Origin of the sequence: Mycobacterium sp. Aquia_213 (genome assembly GCF_026625985.1) — a bacterium.
Taxonomy (GTDB): domain Bacteria; phylum Actinomycetota; class Actinomycetes; order Mycobacteriales; family Mycobacteriaceae; genus Mycobacterium.
This window is the reverse complement of the sequence record NZ_CP113116.1, coordinates 4,977,653-5,004,107: the sequence shown is the minus strand read 5'-3', so window position 1 is coordinate 5,004,107 and position 26,455 is coordinate 4,977,653. Positions and strand designations below refer to the sequence as shown.

35 protein-coding genes and 1 pseudogene are annotated in these 26,455 nt (G+C 65.7%); 30 read left to right on the top strand and 6 right to left on the bottom strand.

The features are described from left to right. Positions 1–131 precede the first annotated feature (131 nt). Positions 132–740 carry a TetR/AcrR family transcriptional regulator gene (locus LMQ14_RS23250; RefSeq protein ID WP_267731986.1) on the top strand — a complete coding sequence of 203 codons (609 nt, stop codon included), beginning with the start codon at positions 132–134 and terminating at the stop codon, positions 738–740. Here LMQ14_RS23250 and LMQ14_RS23245 read toward each other — a convergent pair. Then, positions 706–1,956: a cytochrome P450 gene (locus LMQ14_RS23245; RefSeq protein WP_267731985.1), complete on the bottom strand. Its 1,251-nt coding sequence runs from the start codon at positions 1,954–1,956 to the stop codon at positions 706–708. The genes LMQ14_RS23250 and LMQ14_RS23245 overlap by 35 nt on opposite strands. A 161-nt stretch (positions 1,957–2,117) precedes the next feature. Beyond that, a pseudogene (locus LMQ14_RS28190) lies at positions 2,118–2,300 on the bottom strand (hypothetical protein); the annotation flags it as partial. Positions 2,301–2,404: 104 nt separating this feature from the next. On the opposite strand from LMQ14_RS28190, the gene rpsJ reads away from it, so the two are divergent. The 14 genes from rpsJ (at position 2,405) to LMQ14_RS23175 (ending at position 12,124) form a co-directional block, all read left to right on the top strand. Further along, positions 2,405–2,710, top strand: a complete 306-nt coding sequence (gene rpsJ / locus LMQ14_RS23240) for a 30S ribosomal protein S10 (protein WP_003873519.1) — start codon at positions 2,405–2,407, stop codon at positions 2,708–2,710. 14 nt (positions 2,711–2,724) lie between these two features. Then, on the top strand, positions 2,725–3,378 hold the full coding sequence (rplC, locus tag LMQ14_RS23235) for a 50S ribosomal protein L3 (RefSeq protein WP_036466700.1): 654 nt from the start codon (positions 2,725–2,727) through the stop codon (positions 3,376–3,378). Beyond that, on the top strand, positions 3,378–4,046 hold the full coding sequence (rplD, locus tag LMQ14_RS23230; protein WP_267731984.1) for a 50S ribosomal protein L4: 669 nt from the start codon (positions 3,378–3,380) through the stop codon (positions 4,044–4,046). The genes rplC and rplD overlap by 1 nt, the downstream gene beginning before the upstream one ends. Beyond that, complete coding sequence (gene rplW, locus LMQ14_RS23225) at positions 4,046–4,348, top strand: 50S ribosomal protein L23 (protein WP_108925332.1); 303 nt, start codon at positions 4,046–4,048, stop codon at positions 4,346–4,348. Before rplD ends, rplW begins: the two co-directional genes overlap by 1 nt. A gap of 29 nt (positions 4,349–4,377) precedes the next feature. Continuing rightward, positions 4,378–5,220 carry a 50S ribosomal protein L2 gene (rplB, locus tag LMQ14_RS23220; protein WP_267731983.1) on the top strand — a complete coding sequence of 281 codons (843 nt, stop codon included), beginning with the start codon at positions 4,378–4,380 and terminating at the stop codon, positions 5,218–5,220. Positions 5,221–5,238: 18 nt separating this feature from the next. After that, entirely contained in the window at positions 5,239–5,520 is a 282-nt protein-coding gene (gene rpsS, locus LMQ14_RS23215; protein WP_025738376.1) for a 30S ribosomal protein S19, read from the top strand. Next, positions 5,517–6,065, top strand: coding sequence for a 50S ribosomal protein L22 (rplV, locus tag LMQ14_RS23210; RefSeq protein ID WP_267731982.1), 549 nt, complete (start codon positions 5,517–5,519; stop codon positions 6,063–6,065). Before rpsS ends, rplV begins: the two co-directional genes overlap by 4 nt. Continuing rightward, positions 6,065–6,895: a 30S ribosomal protein S3 gene (gene rpsC / locus LMQ14_RS23205; protein WP_267731981.1), complete on the top strand. Its 831-nt coding sequence runs from the start codon at positions 6,065–6,067 to the stop codon at positions 6,893–6,895. Before rplV ends, rpsC begins: the two co-directional genes overlap by 1 nt. 3 nt (positions 6,896–6,898) lie before the next feature. After that, positions 6,899–7,315 carry a 50S ribosomal protein L16 gene (rplP, locus tag LMQ14_RS23200; protein WP_096284779.1) on the top strand — a complete coding sequence of 139 codons (417 nt, stop codon included), beginning with the start codon at positions 6,899–6,901 and terminating at the stop codon, positions 7,313–7,315. Next, the gene (gene rpmC, locus LMQ14_RS23195) at positions 7,315–7,560 is read left to right on the top strand and encodes a 50S ribosomal protein L29 (protein WP_267731980.1); all 246 of its coding nucleotides are present in this window, start codon (positions 7,315–7,317) and stop codon (positions 7,558–7,560) included. Before rplP ends, rpmC begins: the two co-directional genes overlap by 1 nt. After that, positions 7,560–7,904 carry a 30S ribosomal protein S17 gene (rpsQ, locus tag LMQ14_RS23190; RefSeq protein WP_267731979.1) on the top strand — a complete coding sequence of 115 codons (345 nt, stop codon included), beginning with the start codon at positions 7,560–7,562 and terminating at the stop codon, positions 7,902–7,904. The genes rpmC and rpsQ overlap by 1 nt, the downstream gene beginning before the upstream one ends. Positions 7,905–8,046: 142 nt before the next feature. After that, positions 8,047–10,407, top strand: coding sequence for an arylsulfatase (locus tag LMQ14_RS23185; RefSeq protein WP_267731978.1), 2,361 nt, complete (start codon positions 8,047–8,049; stop codon positions 10,405–10,407). A 43-nt stretch (positions 10,408–10,450) separates the two neighbouring features. Then, positions 10,451–11,107 (top strand): hypothetical protein, encoded by a 657-nt coding sequence (locus LMQ14_RS23180; protein ID WP_267731977.1) that lies wholly within the window; start codon positions 10,451–10,453, stop codon positions 11,105–11,107. Between the two features lie 87 nt (positions 11,108–11,194). Continuing rightward, a complete protein-coding gene (locus tag LMQ14_RS23175; RefSeq protein ID WP_267731976.1) occupies positions 11,195–12,124 on the top strand; it encodes a DUF4436 domain-containing protein in 930 nt (309 codons plus the stop codon). Between the two features lie 13 nt (positions 12,125–12,137). Here the strand turns inward: LMQ14_RS23175 and pstS are convergent, their stop codons facing one another. Then, positions 12,138–13,265 (bottom strand): phosphate ABC transporter substrate-binding protein PstS, encoded by a 1,128-nt coding sequence (pstS, locus tag LMQ14_RS23170; RefSeq protein ID WP_267731975.1) that lies wholly within the window; start codon positions 13,263–13,265, stop codon positions 12,138–12,140. Between the two features lie 486 nt (positions 13,266–13,751). On the opposite strand from pstS, the gene LMQ14_RS23165 reads away from it, so the two are divergent. The 13 genes from LMQ14_RS23165 to rplO all read left to right on the top strand — a co-directional run bounded on the left by LMQ14_RS23165 (position 13,752) and on the right by rplO (position 21,156). Continuing rightward, the gene (locus tag LMQ14_RS23165; protein ID WP_267731974.1) at positions 13,752–14,633 is read left to right on the top strand and encodes a DUF4436 domain-containing protein; all 882 of its coding nucleotides are present in this window, start codon (positions 13,752–13,754) and stop codon (positions 14,631–14,633) included. Between the two features lie 30 nt (positions 14,634–14,663). Continuing rightward, entirely contained in the window at positions 14,664–15,563 is a 900-nt protein-coding gene (locus LMQ14_RS23160) for a formylglycine-generating enzyme family protein (protein ID WP_267731973.1), read from the top strand. A gap of 135 nt (positions 15,564–15,698) precedes the next feature. Further along, a complete protein-coding gene (locus tag LMQ14_RS23155) occupies positions 15,699–16,652 on the top strand; it encodes a DUF4436 domain-containing protein (protein WP_267731972.1) in 954 nt (317 codons plus the stop codon). A 294-nt stretch (positions 16,653–16,946) separates the two neighbouring features. Further along, positions 16,947–17,315: a 50S ribosomal protein L14 gene (gene rplN, locus LMQ14_RS23150; protein WP_085233453.1), complete on the top strand. Its 369-nt coding sequence runs from the start codon at positions 16,947–16,949 to the stop codon at positions 17,313–17,315. After that, on the top strand, positions 17,316–17,633 hold the full coding sequence (gene rplX, locus LMQ14_RS23145) for a 50S ribosomal protein L24 (protein ID WP_267731971.1): 318 nt from the start codon (positions 17,316–17,318) through the stop codon (positions 17,631–17,633). After that, a complete protein-coding gene (gene rplE, locus LMQ14_RS23140) occupies positions 17,633–18,196 on the top strand; it encodes a 50S ribosomal protein L5 (RefSeq protein ID WP_267731970.1) in 564 nt (187 codons plus the stop codon). Before rplX ends, rplE begins: the two co-directional genes overlap by 1 nt. 4 nt (positions 18,197–18,200) lie before the next feature. After that, the gene (locus LMQ14_RS23135) at positions 18,201–18,386 is read left to right on the top strand and encodes a type Z 30S ribosomal protein S14 (RefSeq protein ID WP_090600437.1); all 186 of its coding nucleotides are present in this window, start codon (positions 18,201–18,203) and stop codon (positions 18,384–18,386) included. A gap of 86 nt (positions 18,387–18,472) precedes the next feature. Further along, a complete protein-coding gene (gene rpsH / locus LMQ14_RS23130) occupies positions 18,473–18,871 on the top strand; it encodes a 30S ribosomal protein S8 (protein ID WP_066818230.1) in 399 nt (132 codons plus the stop codon). A 10-nt stretch (positions 18,872–18,881) separates the two neighbouring features. Continuing rightward, positions 18,882–19,421: a 50S ribosomal protein L6 gene (gene rplF / locus LMQ14_RS23125; RefSeq protein WP_267731969.1), complete on the top strand. Its 540-nt coding sequence runs from the start codon at positions 18,882–18,884 to the stop codon at positions 19,419–19,421. 2 nt (positions 19,422–19,423) lie between these two features. After that, positions 19,424–19,825: a 50S ribosomal protein L18 gene (gene rplR / locus LMQ14_RS23120; RefSeq protein WP_267731968.1), complete on the top strand. Its 402-nt coding sequence runs from the start codon at positions 19,424–19,426 to the stop codon at positions 19,823–19,825. 22 nt (positions 19,826–19,847) lie between these two features. Beyond that, positions 19,848–20,537 (top strand): 30S ribosomal protein S5, encoded by a 690-nt coding sequence (gene rpsE / locus LMQ14_RS23115; protein WP_267731967.1) that lies wholly within the window; start codon positions 19,848–19,850, stop codon positions 20,535–20,537. After that, complete coding sequence (gene rpmD / locus LMQ14_RS23110) at positions 20,534–20,716, top strand: 50S ribosomal protein L30 (protein ID WP_267731966.1); 183 nt, start codon at positions 20,534–20,536, stop codon at positions 20,714–20,716. Before rpsE ends, rpmD begins: the two co-directional genes overlap by 4 nt. After that, on the top strand, positions 20,713–21,156 hold the full coding sequence (gene rplO / locus LMQ14_RS23105; RefSeq protein ID WP_267731965.1) for a 50S ribosomal protein L15: 444 nt from the start codon (positions 20,713–20,715) through the stop codon (positions 21,154–21,156). The genes rpmD and rplO overlap by 4 nt, the downstream gene beginning before the upstream one ends. Here the strand turns inward: rplO and LMQ14_RS23100 are convergent. Beyond that, positions 21,153–21,746 carry a TetR/AcrR family transcriptional regulator gene (locus LMQ14_RS23100; protein WP_267731964.1) on the bottom strand — a complete coding sequence of 198 codons (594 nt, stop codon included), beginning with the start codon at positions 21,744–21,746 and terminating at the stop codon, positions 21,153–21,155. The genes rplO and LMQ14_RS23100 overlap by 4 nt on opposite strands. Before the next feature lie 94 nt (positions 21,747–21,840). On the opposite strand from LMQ14_RS23100, the gene LMQ14_RS23095 reads away from it, so the two are divergent. Beyond that, complete coding sequence (locus LMQ14_RS23095; RefSeq protein ID WP_267731963.1) at positions 21,841–22,749, top strand: alpha/beta hydrolase fold domain-containing protein; 909 nt, start codon at positions 21,841–21,843, stop codon at positions 22,747–22,749. Here the strand turns inward: LMQ14_RS23095 and LMQ14_RS23090 are convergent, their stop codons facing one another. Further along, the gene (locus LMQ14_RS23090) at positions 22,750–23,679 is read right to left on the bottom strand and encodes an LLM class flavin-dependent oxidoreductase (RefSeq protein WP_267731962.1); all 930 of its coding nucleotides are present in this window, start codon (positions 23,677–23,679) and stop codon (positions 22,750–22,752) included. Positions 23,680–23,718: 39 nt separating this feature from the next. Between LMQ14_RS23090 and sppA the strand changes: the two genes are divergently transcribed. Beyond that, positions 23,719–25,521 (top strand): signal peptide peptidase SppA, encoded by a 1,803-nt coding sequence (gene sppA / locus LMQ14_RS23085; protein WP_267731961.1) that lies wholly within the window; start codon positions 23,719–23,721, stop codon positions 25,519–25,521. On the opposite strand, the gene LMQ14_RS23080 is transcribed toward sppA, so the two are convergent. Continuing rightward, complete coding sequence (locus LMQ14_RS23080; RefSeq protein WP_267731960.1) at positions 25,518–26,432, bottom strand: class I SAM-dependent methyltransferase; 915 nt, start codon at positions 26,430–26,432, stop codon at positions 25,518–25,520. The two genes, sppA and LMQ14_RS23080, sit on opposite strands and share 4 nt — an antisense overlap. Between the last annotated feature and the right edge of the window lie 23 nt (positions 26,433–26,455).

Genomic DNA, 26,455 nt, shown 5'->3' with positions numbered 1-26,455 from the left:
CTTCGGGGGCGTACGAGGTTTCGAGACCAATAGTCTCGTAGGTAGACCGATAGTCTTGTTTTCAAACAGGGAGGTGGGTCACAATCACCGAGGGAAGTACGGATCCCCGGCCCGCGCGGTCGCGGGCTCGTTTGCTCGAAGCCGCCGCGGCGCTGCTGAACTCCGGGGGCCCCAGTGCGGTGACCGTGGAAGCGGTCACCCGTACCGCCAACGTCGCGCGCGCCACCCTCTATCGGCACTTCCCGAGTGGAAATGATTTGCTGGCCGCGGCGTTCAACAGCCTGATACCGCCGTCGCCGACACCGCCCGACGAGGGCTCGCTGCGGGATCGCCTTGTCGCCCTGGTGCTTGCCCAAGCCGAATCGGTGGCCCAAGCGCCCGCGGTCATGACGGCCATGTCCTGGTTGGCCCTGGGCCGCGATCTGGACGGTTTGCCCGAACCCCACCACGCCACCTCCACCGACAGCCCGGCGATCACCACGCTTCGCGAACGCATCGCCGCGCAGTACGCGGCGCCGTTCGACGCCTTATTCGACAGCCCGGAGGCCGCAGAACTGGGTGAGGTGGACCGATCCCGGGCCATCGCCCTGCTGATCGGTCCGCTGGTGCTGGGGCGTCTGTCCACGCTGCCGGATTTCGACTATCGGGAATGCGCGCTCGCGGCGGTCGACGGTTTCCTGCACGTGCAGCGCGCGCAGGGCAGGGCTAGCGCAGCGAGCATCGAATCGGCAGGTGCTTGAGCCCACCGACGAACGTCGTGGCGATCAGTTCCGGTTCTCCATCGAGCTCAATGGATTTCAGCCGCGGCAGCAGTTCGGCGAAGAAGCTTTTCACCTCCATGCGGGCCAGCGTCGCGCCCAGGCAGAAATGCGCGCCGTAGCCGAATGCCAAGTGCTTGTTCGGGTTTCGGCCGATGTCGAATCGGAACGGATCGTCGAACACGTCCTCGTCGCGGTTGGCCGACACGTAGGACAGATACAGCGATTCCCCCTTGGCGATCGGCACTCCGCGGATGGCGGTGTCATCGACGGCGGTGCGCATGAATTCCTTGACCGGAGTGACCCAGCGGATCATCTCTTCGGCGGCGTGTGGCATCAGGCCCGGGTTGTCGGTCAATCGCTCGCGCTGATCCGGGTTTTCGATCAACGCCTGCAGACCGCCGGCGATCGTCGAGCTGGTGGTGTCGTGGCCGGCGGTGGCGACGATGACGTAGTAGGACGCGGCGTCCATGTCGGACAGCGGCTCGCCGTCGATCTTGGCGTTGGCGATCGCCGAGGCCAGGTCGTCGGTTGGTTGTGCGCGCCGCGAAGCGGTGAGTGCGGTGAAATAGGCGAACAAATCCTGCACCACCTCGACCTGCTGCTCGGGTGTGCTGCCCCGGCGACGTTCGGCGTCGTTGCGGCCGAAGAGCTCCTGGGTCAGCGCGAGGATGCGACCAAAGTCCGATTCCGGCAGACCGAGCAGCGACAAGATCACATAGAGCGGGTAGTTCACCGCGATCTCTTTCACGAAGTCACATTTGTCGCCGGCGGCCGCCATTTTGTCGACATAGATCGTGGCCAGCTCGGCGATGCGAGCCTGCAGCGCTCGCATCGCCCTGGGCCGAAACCAGTCCGCACCGATGGCGCGAAACACCCGGTGGTCGGGGTCGTCCATGTGGACCAGGGTGCGCAGGCCCACCCCGGCGTCGAGCCGGGCGCGCTCGACGGCGTCGACAGCGGCGGTAGCCAGCACCGTCCTGGCTTCGTTGATGAACAAGTGATCGGCGCGCTCGATCTCGATGATGTCGGCATGCTTGGTGATGGCCCAGAACGGCCGGTAGGGCGCCTGGTCGACCAGGGACACCGGCGCGTGTGCGCGTAAGTGGGTCAGCGCCGCATGAAAGCGAGCCTCGTCGGTGTAGGCGATGGGGTCGATCAGCACCTTCGCGGCTTCATCCACAATCGGCGTGCTCATGGCCCCCCTTTTGCGCGGATTTGCCTCCTAATCCGACGCTAAGTGCGGGGTGACCATCGGCGAAGGACCGCTGTCCTCGCTACTATTCGAAATTGCCTATCTGACCTGGTCGCGAGATTCTGCCCGGGATTTGGGCGGGATTTTGTTTGGGCCATGATCTAGGGCATACTGTTCGGGTTGCCTTGAGCCGGGTTCGCGCCTGGCCGGGCATACGACCAGCGCCCAAACGGGCGCGTCCGGTCCCACCCTTATTGGCGACGAATTTGGCCGCGATTGAGGCTGCGTGCGGGTGACACACCCGAGCGCGGGGGCCGGTGGACCACGACAGGTAAACAGCGGCGCATTAACCGGCGCGACGCTCGATCGGCCGCAGACGGCCGAGTCGAAGCGCGCCGGGGGCACCAGGCCCGGACACCCGGGCCTCCAGAGGAGTGAGGGTAGGAGAAGCGTGGCGGGACAGAAGATCCGCATCAGGCTTAAGGCCTACGACCATGAGGCTATTGACGCCTCGGCGCGCAAGATCGTCGAGACCGTCGTCCGCACGGGTGCCAGCGTCGTAGGGCCGGTGCCGCTGCCGACCGAGAAGAATGTGTATTGCGTCATCCGCTCCCCGCATAAGTACAAGGACTCGCGGGAGCACTTCGAGATGCGCACCCACAAGCGGTTGATCGACATTCTTGATCCGACGCCGAAGACCGTTGACGCGCTGATGCGCATCGATCTTCCGGCCAGTGTCGACGTCAACATCCAGTAGGAGATCCAGAACTCATGGCAAGAAAAGGCATTCTGGGTACCAAGCTGGGCATGACGCAGGTGTTCGACGAGAACAACCGGGTCGTGCCGGTGACGGTGGTCAAAGCGGGACCCAACGTGGTCACGCGGATCCGCACCCCGGAACTCGACGGCTACAGCGCCGTGCAGTTGGCCTACGGCGAGATCAGCCCACGGAAAGTCAACAAGCCCGTCACGGGCCAGTACACCGCCGCGGGCGTGAACCCGCGCCGTCACTTGGCGGAGCTGCGTCTGGACAACCCGGAGGCGGCCGCTGAATACGAGGTCGGCCAGGAGCTGACGGCGGAGATCTTCGCCGACGGCGCCTATGTCGACGTGACCGGTACCTCCAAGGGCAAGGGCTTCGCCGGCACCATGAAGCGCCACGGCTTCCGTGGCCAGGGCGCCAGCCACGGTGCCCAGGCGGTGCACCGTCGTCCGGGTTCCATCGGCGGCTGCGCCACTCCCGCGCGCGTCTTCAAGGGCACGCGGATGGCGGGCCGGATGGGTAACGACCGGGTGACCGTGCAGAACCTGGTGGTGCACAAGGTCGATGCCGAGAACGGCGTGCTGCTGATCAAGGGTGCGGTCCCCGGCCGCACCGGCGGACTCGTTGTGGTTCGCACCGCGATCAAACGAGGTGAGAAGTAATGGCAGCGGTAAAGATTGACGTAAAGACGCCGGACGGCAAGGTCGACGGCTCCATCGAGCTGCCCGCCGAATTGTTCGACGCCCCAGCCAATATCGCGTTGATGCACCAGGTGGTCACCGCGCAGCGCGCGGCAGCCCGCCAGGGCACGCACTCGACCAAGACGCGCGGCGAGGTCAGCGGTGGTGGCCGTAAGCCTTACCGGCAGAAGGGCACCGGACGCGCGCGGCAGGGTTCGACGCGCGCCCCGCAGTTCGCCGGTGGTGGTGTCGTGCACGGTCCCAAGCCGCGCGACTACAGCCAGCGCACGCCGAAGAAGATGATCGCGGCGGCACTGCGCGGGGCGCTGTCCGACCGGGCCCGCAACGGCCGCATCCATGCGATCACCGAGCTGGTGTCGGGTCAGACTCCGTCGACCAAGAGCGCCAAGGCGTTTCTGAACACGCTGACCGATCGCAAGCAGGTGCTGGTCGTCATCGGCAGCACCGACGAGGCCGGTGCCAAGAGCGTGCGCAACATACCGGGTGTGCACATCCTGGCGCCCGGTCAGCTCAACACCTACGACGTGCTGCGCTCCGATGATGTGGTGTTCAGCGTCGAGGCGCTCAACGCCTACATCGCCGCGGCAACGGGCAACGCTGACAACAATGATGTGGAGGTTTCGGCCTGATGGCGACCGTCACTGACCCACGCGACATCATCCTGGCTCCGGTCATCTCGGAGAAGTCGTACAGCCTGCTCGACGACAACGTGTACACCTTCGTGGTGCATCCCGATTCGAACAAGACGCAGATCAAGATCGCTATCGAGAAGATCTTCTCCGTCAAGGTCGCATCGGTGAACACCGCGAACCGGCAGGGCAAGCGGAAGCGCACCCGGACCGGGTTTGGCAAGCGCAAAGGCACCAAGCGCGCGATTGTCACCCTGGCCCCGGGCAGCAAGCCGATTGACCTGTTCGGAGCACCGGCCTAGCCGCGCCCGAGAGAAAGACCTGATAAGACATGGCAATTCGCAAATACAAGCCGACGACCCCGGGTCGTCGCGGCGCGAGCGTGTCCGACTTCGCCGAGGTCACTCGTTCGGAGCCGGAGAAGTCGCTGGTGCGCCCGCTGCACGGGCACGGTGGGCGTAATGCCCACGGCCGCATCACCACTCGTCACAAGGGTGGGGGTCACAAGCGTGCCTACCGGGTGATCGACTTCCGGCGCAACGACAAAGACGGTGTCAACGCCAAGGTCGCGCACATCGAGTACGACCCGAACCGCACCGCGAACATCGCGCTGCTGCACTTCCTGGATGGGGAGAAGCGCTACATCATTGCCCCACAGGGCCTCTCGCAGGGCGATGTGGTGGAGTCGGGCGCCAACGCCGACATCAAGCCGGGTAACAACCTGCCGTTGCGCAACATCCCGGCCGGTACGTTGATCCACGCCGTGGAGCTGCGCCCGGGCGGGGGCGCCAAGATGGCGCGGTCGGCCGGATCCAGCATCCAGTTGCTCGGTAAAGAGGGCACCTACGCGTCGCTGCGTATGCCCAGCGGTGAGATCCGCCGCGTCGACGTGCGCTGCCGCGCCACCGTCGGCGAGGTGGGCAACGCCGAGCAGGCGAACATCAACTGGGGCAAGGCCGGTCGTATGCGCTGGAAGGGCAAGCGTCCGACCGTCCGAGGTGTCGTGATGAACCCGGTGGACCACCCGCACGGTGGTGGTGAGGGCAAGACCTCCGGTGGTCGTCACCCGGTCAGCCCGTGGGGTAAGCCCGAGGGCCGTACCCGTCAGCCGAACAAGGCCAGTAACAAGCTCATTGTCCGACGCCGGCGCACCGGCAAGAAGCACGGTCGCTAGGAAGTCGAGGAGTAACAGATGCCACGCAGCCTGAAAAAGGGACCGTTCGTGGACGACCACCTGCTCAAGAAGGTGGACGTGCAGAACGAGAAGAACAGCAAGCAGGTCATCAAGACCTGGTCGCGCCGTTCGACGATCATTCCCGACTTCATTGGCCACACGTTTGCGGTGCACGACGGCCGCAAGCACGTCCCGGTGTTCGTCACCGAGGCGATGGTCGGCCACAAGCTCGGTGAATTCGCACCGACGCGCACCTTCAAGGGCCACATCAAGGACGACCGAAAGGCCAAGCGCCGATGAGCACCACGACGACGGAATATCCGTCGGCCGTCGCCAAAGCACGGTTCGTGCGGGTTTCGCCGACAAAGGCGCGCCGGGTCATCGACCTGGTGCGCGGCAAGTCGGTGGCCGACGCGCTCGACATCTTGCGCTGGGCGCCGCAGGCCGCCAGTGAGCCGGTCGCCAAGGTGATCGCCAGCGCCGCGGCCAACGCGCAGAACAACGACGGCCTGGACCCGGCGACCCTGGTGGTCGCCTCGGTCTACGCCGACGAGGGCCCGACCGCCAAGCGAATCCGTCCGCGCGCCCAGGGTCGTGCGTTCCGGATCCGCCGGCGCACCAGCCACATCACCGTGGTGGTGGAAAGCCGCCCGAGCAAGGACCAGCAGTCGTCGAAGTCGTCGCGGACTCGCCGCGCCGAGGGCAGCAAGGCCGCCGCGAAGGCGCCGGCCAACGCGCCCGCGAAGAAGGCGCCGGCCGCCAAGAAGGCGCCCGCGAAAAAGGCTGCGCCCCAATCTGAAGCCAAGACGTCTGAGACTTCTGACGCGAAGGGAGGCTCAGACTAGTGGGCCAGAAGATCAATCCGCACGGCTTCCGGCTGGGGATCACCACCGACTGGAAGTCCCGCTGGTACGCCGACAAGCAGTACGCCGACTACGTCAAGGAAGACGTGGCGATCCGCCGGCTGCTGTCCACCGGTCTGGAACGCGCCGGCATCGCCGACGTGGAGATCGAGCGCACCCGCGATCGCGTCCGGGTCGACATCCACACCGCGCGTCCCGGAATCGTCATCGGCCGCCGCGGCACCGAGGCTGACCGGATCCGCGCGGACCTGGAGAAGCTGACCGGCAAGCAGGTCCAGCTGAACATCCTCGAGGTCAAAAACCCGGAGTCGCAAGCACAATTGGTGGCCCAGGGTGTTGCCGAGCAGCTGAGCAACCGCGTGGCGTTCCGTCGCGCGATGCGTAAGGCCATCCAGTCGGCGATGCGTCAGCCCAACGTCAAGGGCATCCGGGTGCAGTGCTCGGGCCGCCTCGGTGGCGCCGAGATGAGCCGCTCGGAGTTCTACCGCGAGGGCCGGGTTCCGCTGCACACGCTGCGCGCCGACATCGACTACGGCCTGTACGAGGCCAAGACCACCTTCGGCCGGATCGGTGTGAAGGTGTGGATCTACAAGGGCGACATCGTCGGCGGCAAGCGCGAATCGCCCGCCGCCGCACCGGCGGGCGCCGACCGTCCGCGCCGCGAACGGCCGACGGGCACCCGCCCACGCCGCAGCGGCGCGTCGGGTACCACGGCCACCAGCACTGAGGCTGGACGGGCCGCGGGCGCCGAGGAGAACGCCACCCCGGCCGACGCTGCGCCTGCACCCGAACCGCAGAGCACGGAGAGCTGAATCATGTTGATTCCCCGCAGAGTTAAGCACCGCAAGCAACACCATCCCCGCCAGCGCGGCATCGCCAGCGGTGGCACGGAGGTGAACTTCGGCGACTTCGGTATCCAGGCCCTCGAGCACGCCTACGTCACCAACCGGCAGATCGAGTCGGCTCGTATCGCGATCAACCGGCACATCAAGCGTGGCGGCAAGGTGTGGATCAACGTCTTCCCCGACCGTCCGCTGACCAAGAAGCCCGCGGAAACCCGCATGGGTTCGGGTAAAGGCTCGCCGGAGTGGTGGGTCGTCAACGTCAAGCCGGGCCGGGTGCTGTTCGAGCTCAGCTACCCCAACGAGCAGACCGCCCGCGAGGCGCTCACCCGAGCAATTCACAAGCTGCCGATCAAGGCACGCATCATCACCCGAGAGGATCAGTTCTGATGGCAGTGGGTATTTCGCCTGGCGAACTGCGCGAGCTCACCGACGAGGAGCTGACCGAACGCCTGCGTGAATCCAAGGAGGAGCTGTTCAACCTCCGCTTCCAAATGGCGACCGGACAGCTCAACAACAACCGCCGGCTGCGCACGGTGCGTTCGGAAATCGCCCGTGTCTACACGGTGCTGCGTGAACGAGAGCTGGGCCTGGCAAGTGGTCCTGACGGATCCGACGGAAATAAGGAATCGTGATGGCAGAAGCTAAGGCCGCCCCCAAGCAGGCCGCTGCGAAGGATGGCGCTTCGAAGGAGAAGGGCCCCCAGCACACCCCGGCGAACCCGAAGACGCGTGGCCGGCGCAAGACGCGCATCGGCTACGTGGTGAGCGACAAGATGCAGAAGACCATCGTGGTCGAGCTGGAAGACCGTATGCGTCACGCGCTGTACGGCAAGATCATCCGGACGACCAAGAAGGTCAAGGCGCACGACGAGGACAGCGTCGCCGGCGTCGGCGACCGTGTCTCGCTGATGGAGACGCGCCCGACGTCGGCCACCAAGCGGTGGCGTCTCGTCGAGGTGCTGGAAAAGGCCAAGTAACTCCCGAGCGACAAGCAACGCCCGAGACCTCACGGTTTCGGGCGTTTGTCGTTCGGTGTGAATCGTGGGCAACGCCCGCTTGCGGGGGTAACGCCACGGCGAAACAAGGTCGGAATTTTCGCCATGGCGTTACGCTCGGCCCATGTCTCCTGACTCCCCTGACTTTAACGGCAAGATCGAACTGGACATTCGCGATTCGGAGCCGGACTGGGGTCCGTACGCGGCGCCGACCGCCCCGGAGAATTCGCCGAACATCCTGTATCTGGTCTGGGATGACACCGGCATCGCGACCTGGGACTGCTTCGGCGGCCTGGTCGAGATGCCCGCGATGACGCGGATTGCCGAGCGCGGCATCCGGCTGTCGCAGTTTCACACCACCGCGCTGTGCTCACCGACCCGGGCATCGCTGCTGACCGGTCGCAACGCCACCACCGTGGGTATGGCCACCATCGAAGAATTCACCGACGGTTTCCCGAACTGCAACGGCCGGATCCCGACCGATACCGCGCTGGTCTCCGAGGTGCTCGCCGAACGTGGTTACAACACTTACTGTGTCGGCAAGTGGCACCTCACGCCGCTCGAAGAGTGCAGCATGGCCTCGACGAAACGGCACTGGCCCACCTCGCGCGGCTTCGAGCGATTTTACGGATTCATGGGCGGCGAGACCGACCAGTGGTACCCCGACCTGGTCTACGACAACCACCCGGTGAACGCGCCCGGCACCCCCGAGGACGGCTACCACCTGTCCAAGGACATCGCCGACAAGACAATCGAATTCATCCGCGATGCCAAGGTGATTGCGCCCGAGAAGCCCTGGTTCAGCTACGTGTGCCCCGGCGCCGGACACGCGCCGCATCACGTCTTCAAGGAATGGGCCGACAAGTACGCCGGCAAGTTCGACATGGGCTACGAACGCTACCGCGAGGTCGTGCTGGAAAAGCAGAAGTCGATGGGGCTCGTGCCGCCGGACACCGAACTGTCCCCGATCAATCCGTACCTGGATGTCAAGGGGCCCAACGGTGAGGCGTGGCCGCTGCAGGATACGGTTCGCCCTTGGGACTCGCTGAACGACGAAGAGCGCAAGCTGTTTTCGCGGATGGCCGAGGTGTTCGCCGGCTTCCTGAGCTACACCGATGCCCAGATCGGCCGAATCCTGGACTATCTCGAGGAGTCCGGCCAGCTGGACAACACCATCATCGTGGTGATCTCCGACAACGGCGCCAGCGGCGAGGGCGGTCCGAACGGATCGGTGAACGAGGGCAAATTCTTCAACGGGTACATCGACACCGTCGAGGAGAGCATGAAGCTCTTCGATCACCTGGGTGGACCGGAGACCTACAACCATTACCCGATCGGCTGGGCGATGGCTTTCAACACTCCTTACAAGCTCTACAAGCGCTATGCCTCGCATGAGGGCGGCATTGCCGACTCGGCAATCATCTCGTGGCCCAACGGAATTGCGGCGCACGGCGAGGTTCGCGACAACTACGTCAACGTCTCCGACATCACTCCGACGATCTATGACCTGCTGGACATCACCGCACCGGAGACGGTCAAAGGCATTACGCAGAAGCCACTGGAAGGCGTGAGTTTCAAAGTGGCCCTTGCGGATCCGGCCGCTGACACCGGTAAGAAGACGCAGTTCTACACGATGCTGGGCACCCGCGGCATCTGGCACGAAGGCTGGTTCGCCAACACCGTGCACGCCGCCACGCCGGCCGGCTGGTCGCACTTCGACGCCGATCGCTGGGAGCTGTTCCACATCGAGGCCGACCGCAGCCAGTGCCACGACCTGGCCGCCGAACAACCCGAGAAACTGGAAGAGCTTAAGGCGCTGTGGTTTTCCGAAGCCGCAAAGTACAACGGCCTGCCGCTGGCCGATCTCAACCTGATGGAGACGCTGACCCGTTTCCGGCCCCACTTGGTAGGGGAGCGGACCAGCTACATCTACTACCCGGACTGCGCCGATGTCGGAATCGGTGCCGCGGCCGAAATCCGCGGCCGCTCGTTCGCGCTGCTGGCCGACGTGACCGTGGATACCACCGGCGCCGAAGGCGTGCTGTTCAAGCAGGGCGGTGCGCATGGCGGGCATGTGCTGTTCATCCAGGACGGACGCCTGCACTACGTCTACAACTTCCTCGGCGAGCGCCAGCAGCTGGTGTCCTCGTCGGGTGCGGTGCCGTTGGGCAGACACCTTTTCGGCGCCAACTATGCGCGGACCGGAACCGTGCCGAACAGTCATACGCCGCTGGGCGACGTCACCCTGTTCATTGACGACGAGGTGGTCGGCACGCTCGCGGATGTGACCACCCACCCCGGAACCTTCGGTTTGGCGGGTGCCGGCATCACCGTCGGCCGCAACGGCGGGTCCGGAGTGTCCAGCCAGTACAAGGCGCCGTTCATCTTCACCGGCGGCACCATCGCCGCGGTCACTATCGACTTGTCCGGCCGGCCCTACCAAGACGTGGAATCCGAACTTGCGCTTGCATTTTCGCGCGACTGAACGCGCGCGACGAACCAGGTATGTCCCGCTTGCCATGGCGGGGATGATCTGTGTGCTGGTGTGGGTGGTCGCGGGATGCGGAAAAACCACCGACGGCAACGCCGTTCGGGCCAGCACGACGGCGTCGTCGACGCCGACCTCGACGACGACGCGCCGATACGATCCGGCCGAGCCGGTGCCCGGCGTCGAGGCCACACCGCCCGATCACATTCCCCCCAACGCCCTGGCCTGCCTGCCGGCGGCCACCGGCAACGGCCGGATGGCCGCGGCTTCGGTCTCGGATCCGGTGGCGCCCAGGCTCACCGTGCCGCTACCCGACGGCTGGAACTCGGCGCCGGGCGCCGGTGACTTGGCCTTGACCGCGACCGGGCCCGACGGGTTGTCGGCGAAGGTGACCATCACCCCGACCGACCTCGAAGCCGGCGGGGCGTTCTTGCGCTACGGCGCCGACCTGCACACCGCCAATCCCGGCGTCCAAGTCAGCGTGGAAGCGGCTCAGTTCTGTGGCTACAGCAGCCAGTTGCTCAGCGGCAACATCGGAGCAGCCGGTGGGGTCGCCTTCGCCGACCGCATCACCCACATCTGGACGAACACCAAGGCCTTTCTGGTCGTCGTCCATCTGGAGGGCCCCGCGAGCGCGCCCGGGTTCAGCGCGGCGAAGTCCACGGTAATGCAGCAATTCGCGGTCGTTATCCCCTGAAACGGGGCGCCCGACTGCTAGCATCTGACCCCGTGCCTGCCGGGAAAGGCGTCGAACTATCCGTTCTATTAGTGGTGGTGATGTCCGATGACCGCTGAAGCTCCGCCGCTGCCGCCGTCGCAACCAGAATCGCGCGGACGGCAGATCGCAATAGCCTTCGGGATTCTCGTAGCCCTCATTAGTGTCTACATTCTCTCCCTGATCGCTATGCACCTGATGGCCAAATCGGCACCGCCGCTACCCGCGGTGGACTTCAGCAAGGTCGAGGCCGAGGACAGCGTCGTGCAGGTCAACCTGAGCGAGCTGAAAACGGTGGCGAATCGGCTGACCGTGAATGTGCTTGTCTACCCGAAGGATTCGTTGTACGACAAGAACTTCGGTGTGCTGACCACCGACGCCGCCGTGCGACTGTATCCCGACAACGACCTCGGCGATCTGCAGTACCCGGTCGGAAAAGCGCCCGCGCAGGTCGCCACCACCATCCAGGCTCAAGGCGATCCCGGCAACTGGCCATTCGACTCGTACACAACGGGTGTCATCGCGGCCGACGTGTTCACCGGAACCGGCCAGAGCCGCGAAAAATTGCCGGCCCGTATCGAAGTGACCGGAAGGCTGGACGGCTGGGACGCCACCGTCACCCGCGTTCACGACTCCGACGATGCCGATCCCAATGTGATGGACGATGTGGTCATCACGCTGCACCGGGCCAAGGGTCCGCTGATCTTCGACGTCGGTGTGTGCCTGGTGCTCATCACCCTGCCGATTCTGGCGTTGTGGGTGGCCATTCCGATGGCGTTGGGCAGGACCTCGTTCATCCCGCCGTTCATCACCTGGTACGGCGCGATGCTGTTCGCCATCGTCCCGCTGCGCAACATCCTGCCCGGCAATCCACCGTACGGTTCCTGGATCGACCAAGCCGTAGTCCTATGGGTATTGATAGGCCTGGTCGCCGCGATGACGATATTCGTGTCCGCCTGGTGGCGGCACCGAGATCGAAAAACGCCGAAAAAGAGCTAGGACTCGAAAAGCCTTAGCGCACATTCTCTATCGACGCCGAGGTGATGGCGTCGATAGCGGTGAATACCCGTGATTGGAAGTCGGGCGGCAACGGGATGTAGCCGTTCTTGTCGAGGTCGGCCTGGCCCGGGCCGACGGCCGCTTGCAGGAACGCCTTGACCGCCTGGCCGACGGCCGGGTCGGGGTATTTCGAGCAGACGATCTCGTAGGTGACCATCACGATCGGGTACACGTCGGGCTGGGTGGGGTTGTAGAAGGGCGCGGTATCCAGCACGAGGTCGTTGCCCTTGCCGATGATCTTGGCACTGGCGATGGTCTTGCCGACGGTGTCGGTCCCAATGCGCACCGGCCGCAACGATTTCCGGCTCGCCGGCGTCTTGATCTGGGCGGCGAACAATCCCTGGTCCATGGCGAACGACAACTCGTTGTAGGAGATCGCGCCCTCGGTGTTCTTCACCGCCGCCGAGGTGCCGACATTGCCGTGGGCGCTGGTGCCCACGCCGCCGTTGAAGGTCTTGCCGGTGCCCTTGTCCCAGGCCCCGCCGGAAGCCGCCTGCAGGTAGGACTGGAAGTGGGCGGTGGTGCCGGAGGGGTCGGCGCGGTAGACGACGTGGATGTTCTCCGGCGGCATCGACGCGTTCATCGCGGTGATGGCCGGGTCGTCCCAGCGCGTGATGGTGCCGTTGAAAATCTTGGCCAGCGTGGGCGCGTCGAGCACCAGCGAGTCAATCGCGTTGAGGTTGTAGGTAATAGCGATCGGGCCGAACACCACGGGCAGGTTCCAGGCATCGGCGCCGCCGCAGCGCTGTTTGGCGGCTGCGTACTGGTCGCCCGATAGCGGTAGGTCGGATCCGGCGAAGTCGGTCTTGCCCGCGAGGAAGTCGGCGACACCCGGGCCGGATGCGTTTGCGGTGTAGCTGAGACTTTGTCCCTTGCAGGCCTTCGTGTACGCATCGATGAATCGCTTCATCGCATTTGCCTGCGCGGTCGAACCGCTGGCGGAGATTTCTTGTTTACCACCGCAATCCACTCGCGCTCCGTTGGCGTACGACAGCGAGGTGTGGGGTTTTCCGCATCCCGAGAGCACCAGTGCGGCTGCGGTCAGCACGCTTAGGGCGGCAGCCGGTCTGTTGTGCTTCACGTTGATTGCCTCCTTGGTAACGGCAGCTGGTGAGACGGCCTTGGGCTGTGACCGAAGTCTAGCGATGCGGCGTTGTTCATGGCAGCGGTGACCTGGGGTAAGCGCATCAACTGGATTGAGGGCTGGCAGGGGTGCACTCAGTCTCCGGCTGCATAGATCTCGGGCAGGTTGGTACACGTAGCCTGGACGACGAAGACGGCGCCCGGCATCGGCGGCGAGCCCGGTTTCGGGGTGCATGCCCACCCCGCTTTCGACACACGTCGAGATTTGCAGTTATCGAAGCGACGCGCAAACAAACATCAGGTGAATTGAAAGTTTGCAACACCGACCGCCGGTGACGGGACAAATACAGCAGTTTGCGAAAACTCGCATTTCCAGCGCGATTGGCGCGGGATGATTACCATCTGAGTTCGTGTCGTCTCCGGTTAGCTGGAATCGCTCAGCGAATGTGAGTCCACCCCAAATTAGCCGCCCTGGAGGTGACCGATGACCACCCAAGCCCCGCCATCCCACGCCGCCCCGCCCCCCAAGCAGAAGAGCCGCTTGCTGCTCGGGCTGCTCATCCTGTTCGCATTCTTCTTGGTCTACGCCTTGTCGTTGTTCGGCTTTCATCTGCTGGGCGAATCGGCGGCACCGCTGAAGGCCCCGGATCTCAACGCGGCCGACGACACCGTCGTACTGGTGCGCATCGAGGAGCTCAAGACCGTCGCCAATCGCCTCGGGGTGAAGGTGCTGGTGTACCCCCAGGAAAACATGTGGGACCCGAAGCTGGAGGTGCTCAAGACGGACACCGCGGTGCGCATGGATCCTCCCAACGACGCGGGTGACCTCGCCTACCCGGCGGGCAAGTCACCGGCGATGGTGGCCACCACGGTGGAGGCGCACGGCGACCCCGAGATCTGGCCCTTCGATTCCTACGAGACCGACACGCTCTCGGCCGAGGTGATGGGCGGGTCCGGCGACGATCGCAAGTACAAACCGGCCCGTGTTGAGGTGGCCGGAAAATTGGAAGGCTGGGACGTCAGGCTTCAACGGGTCGGCGAAGGCGGCGACAGCGTGATCATCACCCTGGAGAGGTCCAAGGCCCCGCTGATCTTCGATCTGGGCATCTGCCTGGTCCTCTTCGCGCTGGCGACCATGGCGTTGGCGGTCGTCGTTCCGATGGCGCTCGGCAAGCGGAAGCTGGTGCCTCCGTTCGGCGGGTGGTTCGCCGCGTTGCTGTTCGCGGTCATCCCCATCCGCAACTTCCTGCCGGGGGCGCCACCGCCGGGTGCCTGGATCGACCAAGCACTCGTGATCTGGGTGCTGATCGCACTCGTCGCGGCGATGATGGCCTACATGTTCACCTGGTACAAGCGATCGGATTAGCGCGCGCCGCGGTCGGCCTACCCTGAAACGGTGCTCACCGAGCTGGTCGATCTCCCCGGCGGCACCTTCCGCATGGGATCGACGGCCTTCTACCCCGAAGAGGCGCCGATCCACACCGTGACCGTGGGGCCCTTCGCGGTGGAGCGGCACCCGGTGACCAACGCGCAATTTGCCGAATTCGTCTCTGCCACAGGCTATGTCACGGTCGCCGAGCAGCCGATCGACCCGGCGCTGTACCCGGGGATGGATCCCGGTGAGCTGAGCGCGGGCGCAATGGTTTTCCGTCCCACGCCGGGTCCGGTCGACCTGCGCGACTGGCGGCAGTGGTGGGACTGGGTGCCGGGCGCGAGTTGGTGCCATCCGTTCGGACCGGCCAGCGGTGTCGAGGACCGGGCCGATCATCCGGTCGTTCAGGTCGCATATCCGGATGCCGCCGCCTACGCGCGCTGGGCCGGGCGGCGGCTGCCGACGGAGGCGGAGTGGGAGTACGCCGCCCGCGGCGGACGCGCGAGCACCTATGCCTGGGGCGACGAGCCCGATCCCGGCGGGCAACTGATGGCCAACACGTGGCAGGGCAACTTTCCGTACCGCAACGACGGTGCGCTCGGCTGGGTGGGGACCTCGCCGGTGGGGGAGTTTCCGCCGAACGGGTTCGGACTGCACGACATGATCGGCAACGTCTGGGAGTGGACCGCCACCGAATTCGCCGCGCACCATCGCCTCGATGCGCCCCCGAAGTCGTGTTGTGCACCGTCGGGACCCGCAGACCCGACCGTCAGCCAGGCCTTGAAGGGTGGTTCGCACCTGTGCGCGCCGGAGTACTGCCACCGCTACCGCCCGGCCGCCCGGTCACCGCAGTCCCAAGACACCGCCACCACCCACATCGGGTTTCGCTGCGTGGCCGACCCCGGATCCGCCGCCGCGCGTTAACGACGGCTTTCGGGCAGGTGACAGAACTCCCCGGGGCACCGAATTTAGTTGCGCGGGCGGTGCGGATGTTCGCTACCATCTGCCCGTGGCGCCCCTTCAAGCTGGATTTCGCCAGCGAGTTGCTGGCCGGGACCGATGACCACCGAAACACCGCCGACAGTCGCGCCCCCAGAGCCGGACAAGCCGCCGAATTCGGGCGCCGGCGGCTTTCTCAGCAGGCACCGGCCGCGCCTGTCCCTCGGCGCGTTCATCCTGGCGTGTGTGATCGGCGTCTACGCCTTCTCCCTGTTCGGCGTGCACTACCTGCAGCGATCGGCGGGACCACTGCCACCGCTGGACCTGAGCCAGGGCGGCGGCAACGACACCATCGTGCAGTTGCGCCTCGACGACTTCAAAACCACCGCTAATCGCCTCAAGGTCGACGTGCTCGTCTACCCGCCGGATTCGTTGTACGACAAGCGATTCGACGTCCTGAGCACCGACGTCGCGGTGCGTCTGTACCCCACGAGTGACCTCGGCGATCTGCAATTCCCGAAGGGCAAGGCGCCCGCGCAGGTCGAAACGACCATCGAGACGCACGGCGACCCGGCCAACTGGCCGCTCGACACGTACAGAACCGAGAAAATCTCGGCCGATACCTTGATCGGCTCCGGCGACGAGCGCAAGAAACTGCCCGCCCGGGTCGAAGTGACCGGAAGTTTGGATGGCTGGGATGTCGACGTCAGCCGCGTCGACGAAACCAGCAACGTCAACTCGCGGGGTCTCGACGACGCGCAGCTGGTCATCACGCTCAAGCGGGCGAAGGGGCCGCTGGTCTTCGACCTCTTCATCTGCATCGTCCTCATCACCCTGCCGATCGTGGGCTTGTCGGTGGCGATTCCGATGGTGATGGGCCGCAGAAAGTTCGTGCCGCCCTTCGGAACGTGGTACGCCGCGATGCTGTTCGCGATCGTCCCGCTGCGAAATATCCTGCCCGGTTCACCACCGCCGGGCTCCTGGATCGACCAGGCCATCGTGCAGTGGGTGCTGATCGCGTTGGTGGTGGCGATGACCTTGTACATTCTCGCCTGGGTCCGGCAAGGGGACTAAAGCCCCGTGACGGCCGGTATCGCCGCTGCTAGATAGGGGTGCGGCGGTGCGGCGCCGGCAGGTTGGGCACCCGGCGGGATTCGCCGCAGCCGGAATTTGGCGCTGAGCAGGTCTTCACCTAGACTCTAGGGGTTGCCTTGGGCAGACCTCGGCCGGTGCGTGCAAGCGTCACAGGCCCCGCGTGCCCTTCGGTAACAAAGACCGCGCACGTCAGGTTTGTGGTGGGCCTTGCTTTGTGAAGGTTTACCGAGGTGTTCTCCTGCCGTGCACACGTGAACTCAGTCAGGAGATCGAGTGATTCAGCAGGAATCGCGACTGAAGGTCGCCGACAACACCGGCGCCAAGGAGATCTTGTGCATCCGGGTGCTCGGTGGCTCGTCGCGACGCTACGCCGGCATCGGTGACGTCATCGTCGCCACCGTCAAGGACGCCATCCCGGGTGGCAACGTCAAGCGCGGTGACGTCGTCAAGGCCGTCGTGGTGCGCACCGTCAAGGAGCGCAGGCGTTCCGACGGCAGCTACATCAAGTTCGACGAGAACGCCGCGGTAATCATCAAGCCCGACAACGACCCGCGCGGTACCCGCATCTTCGGGCCGGTCGGGCGCGAACTGCGCGAGAAGCGATTCATGAAGATCATCTCGCTGGCTCCGGAGGTTTTGTAGATGAAGGTCAAGAAGGACGACACCGTCCTGGTGATCGCGGGCAAGGACAAGGGCGCCAAAGGCAAAGTGCTGAAGGTTTACCCGGACCGCAACCGCGTGCTGGTCGAGGGTGTCAACGCGATCAAGAAGCACACCGCGGTTTCGACCAACCAGCGCGGCGCCCGCTCGGGCGGAATTGTCACCCAGGAAGCGCCGATTCACATCTCCAACGTGATGGTGGTCGACTCCGACGGTAAGCCGACCCGCGTCGGCTACCGGGTCGACGAGGAGACCGGTAAGCGCGTCCGTATTTCCAAGCGCAACGGCAAGGACATCTGATGACCACTGCAGAGAAAGTGCAGCCGCGCCTGAAAGAGCGCTACCGCAACGAGATTCGCGATGCGTTGCACAAGGAGTTCGGCTACGGCAACGTCATGCAGATCCCGACCGTGACCAAGGTCGTCGTCAACATGGGCGTCGGCGACGCCGCCCGGGACGCCAAGTTGATCAACGGCGCGGTCAGCGACCTGGCCCTGATCACCGGGCAGCGGCCCGAAATCCGCAAGGCTCGCAAGTCCATCGCCCAGTTCAAGCTGCGCGAGGGCATGCCGATCGGCGCGCGGGTCACCCTGCGGGGAGACCGGATGTGGGAGTTCCTCGACCGGCTCACCTCCATTGCGCTGCCGCGTATTCGTGACTTCCGCGGGCTATCGCCCAAGCAGTTCGATGGCGTCGGCAACTACACCTTCGGACTGGCCGAGCAGTCGGTGTTCCACGAGATCGATGTGGACAAGATCGACCGGGTCCGCGGCATGGACATCAACGTCGTCACTACGGCGACGAACGACGACGAAGGACGAGCGCTGTTGCGGGCCCTCGGCTTTCCGTTCAAGGAGAACTGAGTAGATGGCTAAGAAGGCACTCGTTAACAAGGCCAACGCCAAGCCGCGCTTCGCGGTGCGTGGCTACACACGCTGCAACAAGTGCGGACGTCCGCGTGCGGTTTACCGCAAGTTCGGGCTGTGCAGGATCTGCCTGCGCGAAATGGCGCACGCGGGCGAACTGCCCGGCGTGCAGAAGAGCAGCTGGTAACAGGCACAGGACGAGAGACCAACCCAGAACAGGTCCGCGACAGGCCCCTAACGGGAACCATCGCGAGGAAGGTTACAGACGCTGTCATGACAATGACGGACCCGATCGCAGACTTCTTAACACGTCTGCGCAACGCCAATTCGGCGTATCACGACGAAGTGACGTTGCCGCACTCCAAGATCAAGGCCAACATCGCCCAGATCCTCAAGAGCGAGGGATACATCAGCGATTTCCGGACCGAAGATGCTCGGGTCGGCAAGTCGCTGGTGGTTCAGCTCAAGTACGGGCCCAGCCGGGAACGCAGCATTGCCGGCCTGCGCCGGGTCTCCAAGCCCGGTCTTCGGGTGTACGCGAAATCCACTGGCCTGCCGCGCGTGCTCGGCGGCCTGGGCGTGGCGATCATCTCGACATCTTCGGGGCTGCTAACCGACCGCCAGGCTGCTCGACAGGGCGTGGGCGGCGAAGTCCTCGCGTACGTGTGGTGAGGGGGTAACCATGTCGCGCATTGGTAAGAAGCCGATTCCGGTTCCCGCCGGAGTCGACGTAACGATCGACGGCCAAAAGGTCTCGGTCAAGGGTCCCAAGGGCACCCTCGACCTGACCGTCGCCGAGCCGATCACGGTGGTACGCAGCGAAGACGGTGCGATCGTGGTCAACCGCCCGGACGACGAGCGGGAAAACCGTTCGCTGCACGGGCTGTCGCGCACGCTGGTGTCCAACCTGGTCACCGGCGTCACGCAGGGCTACACGACCAAGATGGAGATCTTCGGCGTCGGCTACCGGGTGCAGCTCAAAGGCTCCAACCTCGAGTTCGCGCTCGGATACAGCCACCCGGTGTTGATCGAGGCGCCCGAGGGCATCACGTTCGCGGTGGAGACGCCGACGAAGTTCAGCGTCACCGGGATCGACAAGCAGAAAGTCGGCCAGATTTCGGCGAACATCCGCCGGCTGCGCCGTCCCGACCCGTACAAGGGCAAGGGCGTGCGCTACGAGGGTGAGCAGGTCCGCCGCAAGGTCGGAAAGACAGGTAAGTAGTCATGGCGAAAACACAGGCTGATGCCCAAAAGCCGGCGGGTAAGAACATCTCCGCCACTCGACGGGTCGCGCGGCTGCGCAGGCACGCGCGGCTGCGCAAGAAGATCGCCGGCACCTCGGAGCGTCCGCGCCTGGTGGTGAACCGGTCGGCCCGGCACATCCACGTGCAACTGGTCAACGACCTCACCGGCACCACGGTGGCCGCCGCGTCGTCCATCGAGGCGGACGTTCGCGGCGTCGACGGCGACAAGAAAGCCCACAGCGTGCGGGTCGGTCAATTGATCGCCGAGCGCGCCAAGGCGGCCGGCATCGACAGCGTGGTGTTCGACCGTGGCGGATACACCTATGGCGGACGGATCGCGGCGCTGGCTGACGCTGCCCGCGAGAACGGATTGAAATTCTGATGACAACTGGAAGGACCGCATAATGGCGGAGCAGTCCGCTGGGGGGCAAGGCGCCCCGGACAGCCGTGACGGCCGCGATTCCCGCGATTCCCGTGACGGCCGGGGTCGGCGCGACGGCGGCGGTGGCCGCGGGCGCGACCGTGACCGCGACGGAGACAAGAGCAACTACCTGGAACGGGTCGTCGCGATCAACCGTGTTTCCAAGGTGGTCAAGGGTGGTCGGCGATTCAGCTTCACCGCTCTGGTCATCGTGGGTGACGGCGCGGGCATGGTCGGTGTCGGCTACGGCAAGGCCAAGGAAGTTCCGGCCGCGATCGCCAAGGGTGTCGAGGAAGCACGCAAGGGCTTCTTCCGGGTCCCGCTGATCGGCGGCACCATCACGCACCCGGTGCAGGGTGAGGCGGCCGCGGGTGTGGTGCTGTTGCGCCCGGCCAGTCCGGGTACCGGTGTGATCGCCGGTGGTGCGGCGCGCGCCGTGCTGGAATGCGCCGGGGTGCACGACATCCTGGCCAAGTCGCTGGGCAGTGACAACGCGATCAACGTGGTGCACGCCACGGTGGCCGCGCTCAAGCTGCTGCAGCGCCCGGAGGAGGTGGCCGCTCGCCGCGGTCTGCCGATCGAGGATGTCGCCCCGGCCGGGATGCTGAGGGCGCGACGGGAAAGCGAAGCGCTGGCCGCCAGTGCCGCGCGAGAAGGAACGGCACAGCAATGAGCCAGCTGAAGATCACCCAGGTGCGCGGCATCATTGGGGCGCGCTGGAAACAGCGCGAGTCCCTGCGCACCCTGGGGTTGCGAAAGATTCGCCAGTCGGTGGTTCGCGAGGACAACCCCCAGACCCGCGGGCTGATCGCGGTGGTGAGCCACCTGGTTGAGGTGGAGGAGACCAAATGACCATCAAATTGCACGACCTGAAGCCGGCCCCCGGGTCGAAGAAGGCGCGCACTCGCGTCGGTCGCGGTGAGGGCTCCAAAGGTAAGACCGCCGGTCGCGGTACCAAGGGAACCAAGGCGCGCAAGAACGTGCCGGTGACCTTCGAGGGTGGTCAGATGCCGATCCACATGCGGCTGCCCAAGCTCAAGGGGTTCAAGAACCGGTTCCGCACCGAATACGAGATCGTCAACGTCGGTGACATCAGTCGGCTGTTCCCCGAGGGCGGTGCCATCGGCGTCGCCGAGCTGGTTGCCAAGGGTGCGGTTCGCAAGAACTCGTTGGTGAAGGTCCTCGGCGACGGCGACCTGGCCGTCAAGGTCGACGTGTCGGCGCACAAGTTCAGCGGCAGCGCCCGCGAGAAGATCACCGCCGCGGGCGGCTCGGCCACCGAGCTCTCCTAGCCCTGCGGTTCGGCGTCCATTAGTGCGGACGCCGTACTGAGCGCGGAATCTAGTGGCGCGCTTCGGTTTTCGCTGTCTTCGGGCATACCGCGCGAGATCAGGACCGATCCGACCATCAAGGCGACGATGCTCCATGCCCGTTGCCGGCGGTCGGATTCCTCTCCGTCGAGCAGTTCGGTGATTCGGTCGATCAGTGCGATCATTTTGCGCTGGTAAGCCTCTTTGACCGGCGGTTCGGCACGGGACACGTCTGCGCTCAGCGCGGGCATCACGCACCCACCCGCCACATCGAGGCTGTGATCGGTGTTCATGTATTCGTGGAGAAACGCGATCATGTGCGCCCGCGCCTCGGTACGGGTCATTGCGTCCGTGTCCGTGACGAAGGGTTCGCCCAGCCCCGCCTCGATGACGGCCTCGAGAATCGCCGTCTTGTTCGGGAAGTTCGAATAGAAAGCGCCCGACGTGACGCCCGCGGCGGCGGCCAGCCCGTCCACGCCGATGCCGTTGAACCCGCTCGTCTTGAGCGAGCGGGTGCCGGCGCGCACGAGTGCGTCGCGCGCGCGTGCCTTCTGGCCTGGTGGGTATCGCACTGGTCCCGCCCTTCTACTTGACGCTCACACCATCATAGGATAACGTCCGTTACGATAACGATCGTTATTCAATAATCCGGCGAAAGGCATCCCGATGGTCAGCACGCAGGCGAAAGAGTTCGCCGAATTCTTCGGCGCTCTGAGCGCGCGGTCCGCCAACCCCAATTTCGACCTGGAAACGATCCGGGACGTCATCGAGACCATGCACGTCGCCACCAAGGAACCCGAGGGTGTCACCTACGCCGAAGTGGACGCCGGCGGCGTGCAGGCGCTGTGGTGCATTCCCGTCGATGCCGACCCGGACCGCGTGCTGCTGCACAACCACCTGGGCGGCACCGTCGTCGCGTCCATGCATTCTGACCGCAAGGCCGCGGCGCACATCGCGAAGGCGGCGGGCGCGCGGTCCCTGGTGCTCAACTTCCGGCGCTCGCCGGAAAACAAATTCCCCGCCCAGCTCGAGGATGTGCGCAACGCCTACAACTGGCTGCTGCAGCAGGGTTACCGGCCGGAAAACATTGCCAGCGTAGGGCATTCGGTCGGCGGGAACTTCGCGGTCGGCCTGGCGATCGCGCTGCGGGACGAAGGGTCCGCGCTGCCGGGTGCGATCGTGTCGATTTCGCCGTGGGTCGACCTGACGCTGACGAACGAGACCTACACCAGCAATGCGGATTCCGACCGGCTGCTCTCGCTTCCGCTGGCGCAGTTCTTCCGGTCGTCCTGGCTGGACGGAACCGGCGTGAGCCCCGAAGATCCGCGGGTGAGCCTGCTGTTCGCCGACCTGTCCGGGCTGCCGCCGATCGCGGTGTCGTGGGGCAGCGACGAACTGCTCGCCGGTGAGGACGCCGAGTTCGCCCGCCGCCTGGAAGCGGCCGGAAACGACGTCTTGGTGCGCGAGGTCGAGGGGGGCCAGCACTCCTTCATCATCGGCGCGGGCTGGGTGCCCGAGGTCGACGAAGCGATCGCCGAGATCGGCGACTGGCTGCGCAAAAAACTGGGAAGCTGACTAGCCGAGCTGCGGAATGATCTCTGCGGCAAGGCGTTCCATCTGTTCGCGATTTTGTGGGACGTCGGCGCCGACCGGATTGAGCAGCAGCGTCTGCGCTCCGGCGTCAATCACCTCTTGCAGGCCGCGAACGACGTCGGCGGGCGTGCCCGATACCGGAACCTCCTCGATACCGGGTATCAGGCCGTTGTAGACGCGGTTGAGGCCGTCGAGCACCCGCTCGCGGGCGCGCGCCGCATCGTCGTCGACCATCAGGTACACGCGCTTGCTGATCGGGAAGTGCGCCGGGTCCTTCTGCTGCTCCTCGAGCTCGCGGCGCACGACCGGGACGGCTGCGGCAAAGGCCTCGGTGCCCGACGCGCCCGCGCCCATGTACGCGTCACCATGGCGCACCGCCCGGGCCAAGGCCTTGGGGGCCATCCCGCCGAACCAGATCGGCGGGTGCGGGCGCTGCACCGGCTTGGGTTGGAAGGGGACGTTAGCGACCTCGCGGAACCGGCCGTGGAAGTCGATCGTGGGCTCGTCGGACCAGGCCGCCTTCATCAGTTGCAGGCCCTCGGTGAAATACGAGACGAAGGTGTCCTTGTCCACACCGAAGGCGGCGAGGGTGGGGCCGCCGCGGCCCGGTGCGACACCGATATCCAGCCGGCCGTGGCTGATCCGGTCGACCGTCGTCACCGCGGAAGCTAACTGCAGCGGCTCGTGCTGCGACGTCACCAGCACGGCCACCCCCAGCCGCAATCGCTCCGTGAACGCCGCACAATACGACAGCAACTCCAGCGGTGCGAGCAGCGGCGCGCGGCCGATGGTCTGCTCGAGCGTCCAGATGCCTTCGAACCCGAGTTCCTCGGCGCGCTCCACGTAGGAGCGCAGCCCGGCCGCATCGAAGACGTCGTAGTCGAACTGCGGGACGGCAATCGAGAACCTCACGAACTCACCCTACGGGCGTTCATCGGTACGCTGCAGAGCATGTTCGCCTTTCTGCCTTCTCTGCCCGGTGTCGACGACGTGCGTGCCCTGGCCGGCCGCGTCGATACGGTTCGCCACCACGGTGTGCCCAATGGCTGCGTGCTCGAATTCAACCTGCGGTCGGTGCCGCCCGAAACGTCGGGCTTCGACCCGATGGCGCTCGTCACCGGGGCGCAGCGACCGATGGCGCTGCGCGAGGCGGTCGCCGCGATCCACCGCGCCGCCGAGGATCCCCGGGTGGCCGGACTGATCGCCCGGGTGCAGCTCGCGGCCTCGCCGCCGGCGGCGGTCCAGGAGCTGCGCGAGGCGATCGCGACGTTCAGCGCGGTCAAGCCCTCGCTGGCCTGGGCCGAGACCTACCCGGGCACGTTGTCCTACTACCTGGCTTCGGCGTTCAGCGAGGTCTGGATGCAGCCCTCGGGAAGCGTCGGCCTGATCGGCTTCGCGAGCGAAGCGACCTTCCTGCGGGCCGCGCTGGACAAGGCGGGAATCGACGCGGAGTTCGTCGCCAGAGGCGAATACAAGTCGGCGGCAAACGTTTTCACCGAAGAGGGTTTCACCGAGGCCCATCGCGAAGCGGTCACCCGGATGCTGAAAAGCCTGCAGGACCAGGTGTGGCACGCGATCGCCGAGTCTCGCAAGATCGATTCCGCCGCGCTCGACGCGCCGGCCGACCGGGCCCCGCTGCTGCGCGACGACGCGGTGTCATCCGGCCTGGTCGACCACATCGGATTCCGCGATCAGGCCCACGCGCGGATCGCGGAATTGATTGGTGTGGAAGGTGTTTCGGGCGAGGTAAACGACCCCGAGACCGACCCCGAAAAGCTGGCGCCGCGGCTCAACCTGGCGCGCTACGCCGCCGCGTCCCGGTCGCGGCTGGTGCCACCGGCGCCGCCGATCCCCGGCCGCCGGCCCAAGCCCACCTTCGCCGTGATCACCCTGCAGGGTCCGATCGTCAACGGGCGCGGCGGGCCCCAATTCCTGCCGTTCGGCAACTCGAGCGTCGGTGGTGACACGATCGCGGCCGCCCTGCGGGAGGCGGCAGGCGACGATTCGGTGTCGGCGATCGTGCTGCGCATCGACAGCCCCGGCGGCTCGGTCACGGCGTCGGAGACCATCTGGCGCGAGGTGGCGCGGGCCCGCGAACGCGGCAAACCGGTGGTGGCATCGATGGGCTCGGTGGCCGCGTCCGGCGGTTACTACGCCGCGATGGCCGCCGACGTGATCGTGGCCAACCCCGCCACGATCACCGGTTCGATCGGTGTGATCACCGGGAAGCTGGTGTTCCGCGATCTCAAGGAGCGCTTCGGCGTCGTGTCAGATGCGGTGCGCACCAACGCCAATGCCGACGCGTGGTCGACCGATGTGCCCTTCACGGCGCAGCAGCGTGCCGATCGCGAGGCCGAGGCGGACTTGATCTACGCCGACTTCGTGCAGCGCGTCGCCGAAGGCCGCAACCTCAGCACCGAGGCTGTGAACGCCGTTGCCCAGGGACGGGTGTGGACCGGAGCCGACGCCCTCGAGCGTGGCCTGGTCGACGAACTCGGGGGCCTGCGCACCGCGGTGCGGCGCGCCAAGGTCCTGGCCGGCCTGGACGAGGACGCCGAAGTCCGGGTGGCCAGCTTCCCGGGATCCTCGCTGCTTCAGCTGGTGCGGCCCCGGGCGTCCTCGCAACCGGCCGCCGCGTCGCTGCCGGACGCGCTGGGTGCACTGCTGGGGCGCACGGTTGCCGCGATCGTTGAGAACCTCGAGCAGGCGGTCAGCGGTGCGAGCGTGCTGTGGCTGGGGGAGTCGCGCTTCTAGCCGGCGAGCCGGCCGCTGATGAAGATGATCTCGCCGAGCGGGTCGTCGTTTTCCGGCGGGGGGACATCCATGCCGTGCAGCCCGAACAGTTCCGTTCGCGTCACGCCCTCGACGTTCCAGCCCTTGGTGCCCAAATAATCGACGACATGGTTGCGTTGCCCCGCGTACACCAGCGACGCCATGTCGATGTCGACGCCGTGCTCCCGGAAGGAGCCCGACATCTCACGTACCCGGTCGGCATCGAAATCGACTATGCCCGGCACGAATTCGGTGGCGATCGTGCTGCCCGGCACGGAGAGTGCGGTGATGTTGTCGAACAACCGGTCCTGGGCCTCGGGCGGCAGGTAGATCAGCAGACCCTCGGCCAACCACGCGGTCGGTGTGGTGATGTCGAACCCGGCGGCTTGTAGGGCCGCTGGCCAGTCCTGGCGCAGGTCGATCGGAATGGTGCGCCGGGCCGCGGTGGGCTCGGCCCCGATACCGGCCAAAGTGGTTGTCTTGAACTCGATTACCTGCGGTTGGTCGATTTCGTAGACCACCGTATCGGCGGGCCACGGCAACCGGTAGGCGCGCGAGTCCAAGCCGGACGCGAGGATCACCACCTGGCGCACGCCGGCGGCGGTGGCGCCCAAGAAGTAGTCGTCGAAATACCTGGTGCGCACCGCCATTCCGTCGACCATCGACTTCATGCGGACCGGCGTGGCGTTCTCGATGGCCGAGAGGTCGAGCTCGCCGTCCATCATCTTGGTGAAGAAATCCACGCCCACCGCGCGCACGAGCGGTTCGGCGAACGGATCGTTGATCAGGCCGCGGGGATCCTTCGTCGCCATGGCACGCCCCGTCGCGACCATGGTTGCGGTCGCGCCCACGCTGGACGCCAGATCCCAATTATCGTCGTGTGCACGAGGCATGGGGAGGACTCTAGCCCGACGAC